Origin of the sequence: Lysinibacillus sp. NPDC056185, from assembly GCF_047737915.1 — a bacterium.
Lineage (GTDB): Bacteria > Bacillota > Bacilli > Bacillales_A > Planococcaceae > Lysinibacillus.
The window spans coordinates 1-11,701 of the sequence record NZ_JBLLLQ010000059.1 but is presented as its reverse complement, the minus strand read 5'-3'; the positions used below and the strand labels follow the sequence as shown (position 1 = coordinate 11,701).

The 11,701-nt window shown below is 38.0% G+C and carries 14 protein-coding genes; 2 read left to right on the top strand and 12 right to left on the bottom strand.

Annotated elements, in window-relative coordinates; genetic code table 11:
• Nucleotides 1-439 precede the first annotated feature (439 nt).
• Nucleotides 440-1,099: a hypothetical protein gene (locus ACMZ42_RS26505; RefSeq protein ID WP_370077692.1), complete on the top strand. Its 660-nt coding sequence runs from the start codon at nucleotides 440-442 to the stop codon at nucleotides 1,097-1,099.
• A gap of 214 nt (nucleotides 1,100-1,313) precedes the next feature.
• On the opposite strand, the gene ACMZ42_RS26500 is transcribed toward ACMZ42_RS26505, so the two are convergent.
• Entirely contained in the window at nucleotides 1,314-1,988 is a 675-nt protein-coding gene (locus tag ACMZ42_RS26500; RefSeq protein WP_370077694.1) for a KinB-signaling pathway activation protein, read from the bottom strand.
• A gap of 152 nt (nucleotides 1,989-2,140) precedes the next feature.
• On the opposite strand from ACMZ42_RS26500, the gene gerD reads away from it, so the two are divergent.
• A complete protein-coding gene (gene gerD, locus ACMZ42_RS26495; protein ID WP_370077696.1) occupies nucleotides 2,141-2,737 on the top strand; it encodes a spore germination lipoprotein GerD in 597 nt (198 codons plus the stop codon).
• Between the two features lie 56 nt (nucleotides 2,738-2,793).
• Here gerD and ACMZ42_RS26490 read toward each other — a convergent pair whose 3' ends face one another.
• From ACMZ42_RS26490 to ACMZ42_RS26440, 11 genes are all read right to left on the bottom strand, one after another.
• A complete protein-coding gene (locus ACMZ42_RS26490) occupies nucleotides 2,794-3,849 on the bottom strand; it encodes a P-loop NTPase (protein WP_415733344.1) in 1,056 nt (351 codons plus the stop codon).
• Between the two features lie 71 nt (nucleotides 3,850-3,920).
• Nucleotides 3,921-4,634, bottom strand: a complete 714-nt coding sequence (locus ACMZ42_RS26485) for an N-acetylmuramoyl-L-alanine amidase (protein ID WP_370077700.1) — start codon at nucleotides 4,632-4,634, stop codon at nucleotides 3,921-3,923.
• 179 nt (nucleotides 4,635-4,813) lie between these two features.
• Entirely contained in the window at nucleotides 4,814-5,764 is a 951-nt protein-coding gene (locus ACMZ42_RS26480; protein ID WP_415733343.1) for a DUF4822 domain-containing protein, read from the bottom strand.
• Nucleotides 5,765-5,973: 209 nt separating this feature from the next.
• Nucleotides 5,974-6,366 (bottom strand): 30S ribosomal protein S9, encoded by a 393-nt coding sequence (rpsI, locus tag ACMZ42_RS26475; RefSeq protein WP_004233744.1) that lies wholly within the window; start codon nucleotides 6,364-6,366, stop codon nucleotides 5,974-5,976.
• Between the two features lie 25 nt (nucleotides 6,367-6,391).
• On the bottom strand, nucleotides 6,392-6,829 hold the full coding sequence (rplM, locus tag ACMZ42_RS26470) for a 50S ribosomal protein L13 (RefSeq protein WP_004233742.1): 438 nt from the start codon (nucleotides 6,827-6,829) through the stop codon (nucleotides 6,392-6,394).
• A gap of 553 nt (nucleotides 6,830-7,382) precedes the next feature.
• Entirely contained in the window at nucleotides 7,383-8,123 is a 741-nt protein-coding gene (gene truA / locus ACMZ42_RS26465) for a tRNA pseudouridine(38-40) synthase TruA (RefSeq protein ID WP_370077705.1), read from the bottom strand.
• A gap of 14 nt (nucleotides 8,124-8,137) precedes the next feature.
• Complete coding sequence (locus tag ACMZ42_RS26460; RefSeq protein WP_402870015.1) at nucleotides 8,138-8,935, bottom strand: energy-coupling factor transporter transmembrane component T family protein; 798 nt, start codon at nucleotides 8,933-8,935, stop codon at nucleotides 8,138-8,140.
• The gene (locus ACMZ42_RS26455) at nucleotides 8,932-9,804 is read right to left on the bottom strand and encodes an energy-coupling factor ABC transporter ATP-binding protein (RefSeq protein WP_402870013.1); all 873 of its coding nucleotides are present in this window, start codon (nucleotides 9,802-9,804) and stop codon (nucleotides 8,932-8,934) included. The genes ACMZ42_RS26460 and ACMZ42_RS26455 overlap by 4 nt, the downstream gene beginning before the upstream one ends.
• Entirely contained in the window at nucleotides 9,780-10,625 is an 846-nt protein-coding gene (locus ACMZ42_RS26450) for an energy-coupling factor ABC transporter ATP-binding protein (protein WP_415733342.1), read from the bottom strand. Before ACMZ42_RS26450 ends, ACMZ42_RS26455 begins: the two co-directional genes overlap by 25 nt.
• 498 nt (nucleotides 10,626-11,123) lie before the next feature.
• Complete coding sequence (gene rplQ, locus ACMZ42_RS26445) at nucleotides 11,124-11,504, bottom strand: 50S ribosomal protein L17 (protein ID WP_012296051.1); 381 nt, start codon at nucleotides 11,502-11,504, stop codon at nucleotides 11,124-11,126.
• A gap of 57 nt (nucleotides 11,505-11,561) precedes the next feature.
• Nucleotides 11,562-11,701, bottom strand: a 140-nt coding sequence (locus ACMZ42_RS26440; protein WP_415733345.1) for a DNA-directed RNA polymerase subunit alpha C-terminal domain-containing protein, incomplete at its 5' end; no start/stop codon positions are given.

Below are 11,701 nucleotides of genomic sequence, written 5' to 3'. Positions count from 1 at the left end.
GATGTCCAAAATTTTGTTTCGTTCACTAACTCAAGGTTAGCTACTAAAAACTTTATTGATTACGTTTTGCTTGTTCAGTTTTCAAGGTTCATTTTTTCAATTACTGCGTCACCTCTTGGCGACTTATACATAATAACATCGATTATTCATGAAAGTCAACATTAAATCATAAGTTTTTTTAAGAACTTTATTTTTCCGTATCAATTATGCCTCGGCATTGCGTCCGGAATCGGCTTTTTACTTTGCTCAAAGAACTCCTTTCCGATTCCGTGACAGCCGCCGGAGGCATTTACTTCTGTAGCTGACGCTTTGCTTTCGCTACAAAAGACATTTGTAGCTGACGTTTCACTTTCGCTACGAAAACATTTGTAGCTGACGTTTCACTTTCGCTACGAAAACATTTGCTGAAAGAAGTTAAAAATATAGAAACGAGGTCGTTATGATGGTTCGTAAAACGTTGATTTCACTGTTTTTAATCTTAATACTGTTTATCTTTATAAAGCCGATAAATTCTACTATGATTTCTGTATTCAACATTGCAGATGCTCCAGCAGTTGTAACAAAAGGGCATTATGGTACATCACTTATTGTCGAAATTTCTTTCTCTGATGACAACCTGGTGGACTGGCTTAAAACTGTAAAAGAACCTTATCCGCTTCTATTGTTAGATGCTGCATGGATTGAACGTTCACCTGAGCACCTAAAAATCATTCAAGAGCGAAAACTACCTACAGGATTATTAGGGCCTGAGGATTCAGTGGATAAGCCAATTGATCTTGCCGTCGTTCAGAAAGATATTAAAATTTACGAAAAGCATTTTCAAGAAACACCACTTTGGTTTGCAACACAAAATCACCAGTATTCGCAGGATTTACAAAATAACTTATTTCAACAGCAGATGAATATACTTTCTCCCTCTCTAATCTGGAAAGGTGAAAAGACACCTAAATTACAAAAGGGAGATTTTGTTTTTATGTCTTTACACCAAAATAATAAAATCTCGTTTAAAGAGCTGAATACATTTCTACAACAAAATAAATTTATGTCGATTGAGGAAAATATATTCGGCTATAAAATTCAAACTAAAAAATCACCATAAAGTGAAACTTTAATCAGTGGGGATTTTCTTCATCCCCACTGATTATTAGTCTTCACCAATCGGACTTTTACGGGCAGTTGATCTCCCACCTATCTCTTTACTTTCGCTAAATTTTGCGACAGGAGTCTTGTACCTGACGTTTCACTTTCGGTAATTACTGCCCGTTAATGCGGGATAAAAAAGAAGTTGCCTCAACTAATAGAGGCAACTTTTTTTATGCGTTTTTAGCTTGTTCACGACGTGCTTTGCGGCGTGCTTCTAATTTTTGACGATCTACTTCGGATTTTGCATTATATTTTGGTAATACTAATAATTGATAAGCATTTACAGCGAGTAATGGGAATAGTAAAAGTGCAACATACTCGTTAATATTTTCATCGCGACCCATTAATGCAATTGTCCATTCCAGTGTTGTAACGACAATCATAAAAAATAAAGCCGAAATGAACACATGTTTTTTCCCTGTTAATTTTACTTTTTGAATAGCTGTTGCTATAGCACCTACTATTAATACAATTAACAAACCAACATAGAATAACCAGCTTTGTCCATCTTTTACACCTGGTATAAAGCGGAAGAATATAATATCAAAAATAGTAAAAGCAATTAATAATAGCTGTACCCAATTCCATAATGTAAGTGTTCTAAAAATATTTACTCCCACTTGATGGAGCGTTAAATAAGCAAAAAAGCCCGCTTGTGCAATAACACTCATTGTAAATCCTAAGAAAACCATCCATAAAAGTCCGGCTAAAAATTCACCCCAGTGACCGTTTGTTATGTATGGTTGAAAGAAGTCCCATCGAATAAATAAACTGCAAATTCCGTTGACTGCGCCACCAACGAGCATTGCAAAGAAGAAAAACTTTGCCCAATTTCGTATCGTCACAACTAAAAGTCCCCCAATTTCTCAATATAATCTGTACTTATTTTAACAATGCATTGTTAAAAAAGCTATTTCTCATCGTAACCAATACATAAAGTCATCATAAATGTGAACAATAATTGAAAGAGTCTATTTATAGAAAGGACTGATGATTGATGCGAAAATTCTTCTTACTACTAATCCTAATGCTTTTTCTTTCTGCCTGTTCACAAGATAAAGCCACTACCATGTCCTATGATGAAATAAAAAAAATAATGATTGACTCTTTACAAACCGAGGATGGTAAAAAGGCGTTGCGAAAGCTTTTAGAGGAACCAAGCTTCCGTGAATTATTGGTGTTGGAGCATGATGAAGTCAAGAAAGCTACCGAAGCTACCTTGCTTTCCAAAGAAGCAGAAGACTTTTGGAAGAAAACATTCGAAGATCCAAAATTCAAGGAAACTGTAGCTAAAAGTATGCAAAAACAACAACAGGATATTATGAAGGAATTAATAAAAGACCCCTCTTTCCAAAAAGATATGGAAGCTTTCTTTGGCCAGCCAGATATGCAAAAGCAGTTAGAGACTATTCTAAAATCCTCCAATATGAGAAAACAAACAGAGGAAATCGTCAAGGAAACGATTGAAAGTCCGCTTATGCAGACAAAATGGCAGGAGCTTATTAGGAAAAGTGGTGGCGAGGCAGGTAAAGCTAGCGGCGGAAAAAAAGAAGCTGGCGGTGGTGAAGGTAATGAGCAAAAGGGCTCTGAGTAACCATTCATATATGCAAAAACGGATTTCCTCCATTGTTCGAGGAAATCCGTTTTCATTTATTTATTTAATTTATTAATGATGTTCGTCGCGATATCTAAATATATTTGTCCTGTTGTATGTTTTTCAGCATAAACAGAAGGCGCAAAATCTTCCTCTGACCAGTCAGGCTGACCAAGAGGAATTTGACCAAGTAGCTCTGTACGTAGTTCTTCTGCTAACTTAGGACCTCCACCTTGACCGAATACGAATTCACGGTCACCTGATTTCGATTCATACCATGCCATGTTTTCAATAACACCTAAAATTTCATGATCTGTTTGTAAAGCCATTGCACCTGCACGAGCTGCAACGAACGCTGCAGTTGGATGCGGTGTTGTTACAACAATTTCTTTTGAAGAAGGAAGCATTTGGTGAATATCTAATGCAACGTCACCTGTACCTGGTGGTAAATCCAATAGTAGATAGTCTAGTTCACCCCATTCTACATCACGGAAGAACTGATCTAACACTTTACCTAACATCGGTCCACGCCATACAATCGGTGCGTTATTTTCAACAAAGAAGCCCATTGAAATCATTTTCACACCTAAACGATCAACAGGGAAAATTCGATTATCTACCACTTTAGGCATATCTGTAACACCCATCATATCAGGCACACTGAAGCCATAAATATCAGCATCAATTAAGCCAACCTTTTTACCTAGACGAGCTAATGCAACAGCTAAGTTAACTGATACTGTAGATTTCCCTACACCGCCTTTACCAGAGGCAATTGAAATAACTTGTACTGTGCTAAGTGGAGATAAAATATCTTGTGCCTCAGCCTCAGTTGCTACGCCACGGAAGTCCTGTAGTTTTTCTGCTGACAGCTCTTCGAAACGAATACCAACTGTATTTGCACCAGCTTCTTTCAAAGCTTCAACAATTTTCATTTGTAGCTGTAATTGTTCAGGTGTATTTGTTTTAGCAATCGCAATTTTTACACTAACGTGATTCTTCTCTTCTTTTATTGCTACATTTGTAATACCGCCTGTTTCTGCAAATGATTTATGTAAAAATGGATCTTGTAGTTGTCCTAATATTTCTCGTACTTGTTGTTCAGTTATCACGACGAACACTCCCCTTATATTATCTCAATGTTAGTATATCATAATGACTTGATTTACGTTGTGTAGTTGCTCTATTCAATTTTTGCTAATAAATACTCTTCTATACCTTCAACAATAGCATCTCCCATTTTTTCTTGGTATTTCTTATCGGTTAATAGTGCACGTTCCTCATCATTACTTATAAATCCTGTTTCTACTAGTGCAGCAGGTACCTCAGCTTTTTTCAGTAAATATATTTGTTGTATAGACATTGCTTCTCGGTCTGTATTTTTCAAATTAGTGCGAATGGAATCTTGAATGCTCTTTGCTAATAATTCACTTTCAGCATGTCCTTCTTTATGATAAAACACCTGTGCTCCACGCCATTTTGTTTCAGGAATGGCATTTGCATGAATTGTAATAAAAAGATCCGGTTTTTCATTTTCTACTATGTCTTTTCTTAAAAAGATGTCCTGCTTTTTTCGTTCTCTCAATGTTCCATACTTTTCTGATGACGCGTGCTCATCGATAACATCGCCATCTTTTGTTCGTGTCATTACGACTGTTGCGCCTTTTTTCTTTAATTGCTTCTCCACATGCTGCGCAATTGCAAGTGTAATATCCTTTTCAATTACTTCGCCCTTTGAAGCACCTCCATCCTGACCTCCGTGTCCCGCATCAATGACAATTTTTATGCCACCAAGTGGGTCCGGTAAGAAGAAGTTACGGTTCGAAGCATTCGTTTCATATGCCACGACCACTATACTCATTAGCATAATTACTCCTAGTGCAAGCCAGCGCTTCACCCATATCCACCACCCTTTTACAGATAGTGTACGAAGTTAGTGATTGAACTATGCCAGAAAGTAAAAAAAACTCTCAAGTATTAAAATTGAGAGTTTGAGCTTGTAATGGAAGATACTTTTTTAGTAATACTAAAACGGCATTAATCCATTAATAATACATGGATTAATGCCGTTAATTTTTATTTTAGTGTAAATTCTGGTTTAAACTTACCTGCATAAGGTTCATGCTCAACAAATACTGTTGTATCCTTACCGTCTTTATCTTTACCAGTTCGGATATATGTGAATTTCTTATTATTTAGCTCAGTAATTTCGAGCACAGCCCCATATTTATTGTCACCAATTGAAACATGAGCTCTTAATTTATTTCCATCGATCACATTAAAGTATCCATAGTCTCCACGACTTTTACCTGTTTCAGGATAGAAAAATTCATATTTATTCGTATTAGCATCATATTTCGCAATGCTAATAAAATTTGTATTATATTGTGTTACATCATTTTTGTTTACATCTAATACAACTGTTCCTTGCCAAAGCGTACCAGCTAAAATTTTATCTCCATCTACGTCCTGAACAATAGGGCCTGTAGAATTATTTAATTTTTTATCTGGTGCAGTAAATGTTAAGTGTCTTTCCTTATAAGGGACATGATCAACGAATACCTCTACATCACTACCACTTGCATCTTTCCCCATTCGTTTATAAGTAAACATTTTATTTGTTAGCTTAGTAATATCCACAATTTCTTGGTAATTTTTCGTTTCTGAGATCAATATTCTATGCTTTCCATCATTCGTAAAAAAGAAAATCCCTTTATCGTCGATACTTCCAGCTGTATTTGGATCGAAGAATTCATAGCGTCCTGAATCAGCGTCATATTTCGCAAGGCCCATTAAATTTGAATTTTCTGCTGTTAAGTCTTTATTATTTTTATCGTAAACTTTTGAGGCTTGCCAATCTGAACTACTCAGAATTTTAGCCTTTGCTTGACCGTCTGTTATTTCTACCTGTCTTTGATTTGCATTATTTCCTGTTCTTACTTCTTCAGTTTTTTTCACGTCAGTTTTATTCCCACATGCGCCAAGAAGCGCCATTGCCGCAATTGATAATATTAATAGCCTTTTCATATATTGACCTCCATTTTCAGAATAAACAACCTGAAAATAGTATCAGCCATTTCTATATAAAATACACATCGCATTTGCTATTTATACAACAACAGTGCAGTAGGATATTTTGAAACACTTGAATTTGAAGTATCAAAGCATTTGCCAAATAAAAAAACCCTTCTCGAAAATTCGAGAAAGGGCTTGTAAACGTTGATATAACAACGATATTAACGTTTTGAGAACTGAGGTGCACGACGAGCGCCGCGTAGACCTGGTTTTTTACGTTCTTTCATGCGTGAATCACGAGTAAGTAATCCAGCAGATTTTAATGCAGCACGGAAATCTGGGTCTACTTGAAGTAGAGCACGAGCGATACCGTGACGTACAGCACCAGCTTGACCAGTGTATCCACCACCGTTAACGTTTACGTGGATATCGTAGCTTCCTGTAGTTTCAGTTGCTACTAATGGTTGTTTAATTACTTCACGTAATGCAGCGAATGGTACGTATTCTTCAATTTCACGTTTGTTGATAACAATTTTACCTGTACCTGGTACTAAACGTACGCGAGCTACAGAGCTTTTACGGCGACCAGTGCCGATGTATTGAACTTGTGCCAAAGTAATATCCTCCTCTTAATTTATATTATCCGCGAAGCTCGTAAGCTTCTGGTTTTTGTGCAGCATGTGGATGCTCTGTTCCAGTGTAAACGTTAAGTTTAGTGAACATTTTGCGACCTAAAGAGTTTTTAGGAAGCATTCCTTTAACTGCTAATTCGATCATTCTTGTTGGGTACTTATCTAGCATTTCACCAGCAGTACGAGTTTTTAAACCACCCGCAAATTGAGTATGGTGACGGTAAAGTTTACCCTCTAATTTGTTACCAGTTAAATGGATTTTGTCAGCGTTGATGATGATTACGTGATCACCTGTGTCAACGTTTGGTGTGAATGTTGGTTTATGTTTACCACGTAAGATAGCAGCTACTTCAGAAGCTAAACGTCCAAGAGTTTGGCCTTCTGCATCAACTACTAGCCATTTACGGTCTACTTCGTGACCTTTAGCCATGAATGTTGTACGCATGTATATATCCTCCTAATCGATTCGATTACCGTTATTTTTCATTAAACTACACTATAAGTTTTCGGGGCTTATTTGTGGTGGTAATGAAAATACCATCTGTTATCATATAATGAATGACTTTTAAAGTCAAGCAATTTCAATAAACACCTGGAGAAGTTGTTCAGATTCCTTGATTGTTTAAATTAGGGCATTTGAGAGCCTTCATTTTGTTAAATATACAAAAAATTCCCCATCAAGAATTCTATAACATTCGCCAACTGTTCTCCTTCATAACTTGTCATCAAAAGCTGGGGATGACATTTGTTAAAACGTATTCAATTTATATAAGTTGATTGGAGTGGAGGCTGGGCGACTCCTTGGGGATTAGCGTCACAGATGAGACCCTGGAGCGAGCAACGCGAGTGAAGCGGCTCATCGGACGCCCCCAGGAAGCTTTGCTCTGTGCGAAAGCGAAGCGTCAGCAACAATGTTTTATCTGCGCGAAAGCGAAGCGTCAGCGGCAAAGCGCCCAGTCGGAACGGAAATCAACCACACGTTATGGTGATAAACCTTTTTAATAAAAGACTTTCTCAAGATACAGACCTTGTGGAGGTGCAGTCTTGCCCGCCTTATCGCGATTCATAGATTTAACGACTAACTCCACGTTCTCAATGTCACGACGTCCTATACCAACTTCCCAAAGTGTGCCTGCAATGATACGTACCATATTATATAAGAAGCCATTTCCTTCGATCACCATATGAAGCTCTTCACCGTACCATTCAAATTGTAGTGTAGTCACTGTACGGACCTTATCTTTGACACTTGTATTGGCTGCACAAAAGCACGTAAAGTCATGTGTACCGATAATAGCCTTTGCTGCCTCCTGCATTGCCTCAACATTCGGTTTCACACCATTTGTCTCTACAGTGTATTGTCTGCGGAATGGACTCTGTACAGGCTCACATGACCATATATATCGGTACCGCTTTCCTGTTACACTGTAGCGCGCATGAAAATCAGCAGCTGCTTCTTCTATCGACATTACCCGAATATCTCTTGGCAGTTGAACATTTAACGCCTTCATGTATTTATCTACTGGAATCGCGAGTGGTGAATCAAAATGCAATGTTTGGCCTGTTGCATGCACCCTTGCATCTGTACGTCCACTAGCTGTTACCTTTATCTTTTCCCCTTTATGCATAATGGCTAAAACACGCTCAATCTCAGCCTGTACTGTGCGTTCTCCAGGCTGTACTTGATACCCAGAAAATTGCGTTCCATCATAACTTATAATTGCTTTTAATCGTCGCATAAAGCTTACTCCTTTTAACTTCTATAGAAGAATAGTAAAACGGCCATCGCTACTAATAACACAAGTGAAAATGTATCACTCATATCCCATTTTAGCTTTCGATATCTCGTACGCCCTTCGCCTCCACGGTAGCCTCTTACTTCCATAGCTGTTGCTAAATCTTCGGCTCGTTTAAAAGCACTTACAAAGAGAGGTACTAGTAATGGCACAACCGCTTTAATACGATCCTTTATTGGTCCAGAAGATAAATCCGAACCACGTGCCATTTGTGCTTTCATAATTTTATCTGTCTCATCCATTAATGTTGGAATAAAGCGCAATGAAATAGACATCATCAAAGCTAACTCATGTACTGGCACTTTCACCGCTTTTAATGGATTTAGCAGCACTTCAATGCCATCCGTAATGGAAATTGGTGATGTTGTAAGCGTTAAGATAGATGTCATAAACACTAGCACTAGGAAACGTATCGAAATAAAGACCCCTTGTCGAATACCTTCTTCGTAAATGGTAATAAACTTCCACTCAAATATTAGGGCACCTTCTTTCGTCATAAAAATATGAATTAAGAAGGTAAATACCATTAAAAAAATTACTGGCTTTAGACCATTAATTAAAAAATACAGACGAATATTTGATATTAGCACAATGAGTAAGGTAAAAGCTAATAGCAAGGCATATGTCACTGTGTTGTTTGCTAAAAAAACAATAATAATGAATGCAAACACAAATATAAGCTTTGATCGTGGATCGAGCTTATGAACTGGAGAATTTCCGGGAAGGAAACGACCAAATATCATTTTCTCCATCATGACTGTCCACGCTCCTCTCTTAGTAACCGGGCAATTTCAGTTGCTAGCTCTTCTTCGGTTAAGCAGATCTTTGAGAAGGATTTGTTTATCATTGTTTCGATTTTTTGTTGAAAGCGTACGATACGAGGTGGTTCTAAGCGGAAATTTTTTAATGTCTCTACATCTTTGAAAATTTCTTGTGGCGTGCCACTTAGTACATTTTTCCCTTCATGCATAATGACAATATTGTCTGCATAACGAGCTGCGTCCTCCATACTGTGCGTTACAAGAATCGTCGTTAGGCCGCGTTCCTTGTGAAGCTTATAAAACATATCCATAATCTCTTTCTGACCGCGTGGATCAAGCCCTGCAGTTGGTTCATCTAAAACAATAACTTCAGGTTCCATCGCTAAAACGCCAGCAATTGCTACCCTGCGCATTTGTCCCCCTGATAAATCAAAAGGTGATTTTTCAAGTACGTTCTCTGGTAAGCCAACTAAGCCTATAAGTTCTTTTGCTCGTGCTTCTGCCTCTTGCTCTGATACACCAAAGTTCATAGGGCCAAACATAATATCCTTTAATACGGTTTCTTCAAACAGCTGATGCTCCGGGAATTGAAACACAATACCAACCTTTTGACGTACAGCCTTTAAATCCTTCGCCTTTTTTCCAGCTACAACAATGCGTTCTCCAATATGTACTTCCCCAGAGGTTGGTCTTAGAAGTGCATTAAAATGCTGAAGAATTGTCGATTTACCAGAACCCGTATGTCCGATAATTGCCTGATACGTATGTGAAGGGATTTCAAAATCTACATCGAATAATGCACGTTTTTCAAAAGGTGTACCCTGTGAATAGGCATAGCTTACTTGTTGAAGTTTGATGTCCATAAATCATTCACCAACTCTTCTTCTGTCATATGTTGTCCCATTAATGGAACACCTTCCTTTTGCAATAACTTTGATAACTTCATGGCAAATGGTAAGTCTAGTCCAAACTCAACTAGCTTGTCCCCAAGTGCAAAAATTTCACCAGGTGTACCCTCAGCAAATTTCTTTCCATCATTCATAAAGAGAACACGATCTGCAAGCATAGCCTCCTCTAAATCATGCGTAATAGATATTACCGTTAACCCTGTTTCAGCACGTAAAGTTTGCACAGTGTGTAATACCTCAGCACGCCCCTGTGGATCTAACATAGAAGTAGCTTCATCTAAAATAAGGAGCTTTGGTTTCATTGCAAGTGCGCCTGCAATGGCAACACGTTGCTTTTGACCACCAGATAAGTGGTGTGGCTCATGGTCTAAAAAATCGCTCATTTTTACTTGCTCAAGTGCTGCATGTACACGGTCTACCATCTCTTCAAAAGGTACTCCGTTATTTTCAAGAGCAAAAGCAACATCATCCTGCACTGTCGCTCCAACAAATTGATTGTCTGGATTTTGGAAAACCATGCCTATCTGTGAACGGCTTTCCCATAGGTTTTCTTCACTTAATGGTTCACGTAATATACGTACATCGCCCTGCTGTGGGTATAACAAACCATTCATAAGCTTTGCAATGGTGGATTTACCAGAACCGTTATGGCCAACGATGGCAATCCATTCCCCTTCCTGAACCGCAAAACTTACATTTTCAACCGCATTGCGGCTTTCATTTTCTTCTGGTGTATATGAAAATGTCACATTATTTAATGATAAAATTTCTGGCATTTCTAGAACTCCTCTCTACATGCTCAGCTCTACTAACTAACTTACACTTTTTTATGTATGAATTCTACTACAATCATTATGTCGATAAAAGAAAAGTGCTAAAATCACTTTTCGTATATTTTTTTAAAACAAATAGGACTAAATATAATTTATAAGATATTCAAATATTGGAGTGATGCACCCCAAACATTCCAGTGACTGCCATTCTATAAATCAGCCTATAAAAAAAAGCACCACTAAATTGGCGCTATCATACTTCCCTAAAAAATAAAAAAGCGCGCACCTCATTCGATAGAAATGCGCTAGTCGTTACATTTTCAAGAAACACGGGTGCTCAAGCCCTTGTTCCATTTGAATGAGGTGCGGAGAGCTAAACGAGACGCCACACAACAGTGTCCGCTCATCATAACGCTCAGCTTAATTATTTGTCGTATAAATCGTTTATAAAAGAAAGAGGGTGGTGATTCCACCCTCTTCACCACTTGTCTTCTCTTATGATTAAACTAATTCAATCACTACAACAGGTGCACCGTCACCACGACGAGGACCTACTTTAAGAATACGAGTGTAACCACCTTGACGCTCTGCATAACGTGGTGCAACATCATCAAATAACTTTTGAAGTGCAAATGAAGTTGTTTCGTTACCTTCTGCATCAGTAGTTGTTACTAGTTCACGACGGATGAATGCAGCAGCTTGACGGCGTGCATGTAAATCACCGCGTTTACCTAAAGTAATCATTTTTTCAACAGCTTTACGTACTTCTTTAGCGCGAGCCTCAGTAGTTTCGATACGCTCGTTGATGATTAAATCAGTAGCTAAGTCACGTAACATCGCTTTACGTTGAGAACTTGTACGACCAAGTTTTCTGTAACCCATGGATGTTTCCCTCCTTTATAAAAAAATATCTGATCTTGTAAGTTTTGTTTAAATCGCTTAGTCTTCTTTGCGTAACCCTAAACCAAGCTCTTCTAACTTCGCTTTTACCTCTTCAAGTGACTTACGTCCAAGGTTACGAACTTTCATCATATCGTCTTCTGACTTATTCGCAAGTTCTAGTACTGTGTTAATACCAG

What these genes read in the sequence shown, in the direction of transcription:
- truA (WP_370077705.1), bottom strand. Translation starts at nt 8,123, where the DNA reads ATGCGACGATTAAAAGCAATTATAAGTTATGATGGAACGCAATTTTCT.
- ACMZ42_RS26455 (WP_402870013.1), bottom strand. Translation starts at nt 9,804, where the DNA reads ATGGACATCAAACTTCAACAAGTAAGCTATGCCTATTCACAGGGTACA.
- ACMZ42_RS26480 (WP_415733343.1), bottom strand. Translation starts at nt 5,764, where the DNA reads ATGAAAAGGCTATTAATATTATCAATTGCGGCAATGGCGCTTCTTGGC.
- gerD (WP_370077696.1), top strand. Translation starts at nt 2,141, where the DNA reads ATGCGAAAATTCTTCTTACTACTAATCCTAATGCTTTTTCTTTCTGCC.
- rplM (WP_004233742.1), bottom strand. Translation starts at nt 6,829, where the DNA reads ATGCGTACAACATTCATGGCTAAAGGTCACGAAGTAGACCGTAAATGG.
- ACMZ42_RS26460 (WP_402870015.1), bottom strand. Translation starts at nt 8,935, where the DNA reads ATGATGGAGAAAATGATATTTGGTCGTTTCCTTCCCGGAAATTCTCCA.
- ACMZ42_RS26450 (WP_415733342.1), bottom strand. Translation starts at nt 10,625, where the DNA reads ATGCCAGAAATTTTATCATTAAATAATGTGACATTTTCATATACACCA.
- ACMZ42_RS26505 (WP_370077692.1), top strand. Translation starts at nt 440, where the DNA reads ATGATGGTTCGTAAAACGTTGATTTCACTGTTTTTAATCTTAATACTG.
- rplQ (WP_012296051.1), bottom strand. Translation starts at nt 11,504, where the DNA reads ATGGGTTACAGAAAACTTGGTCGTACAAGTTCTCAACGTAAAGCGATG.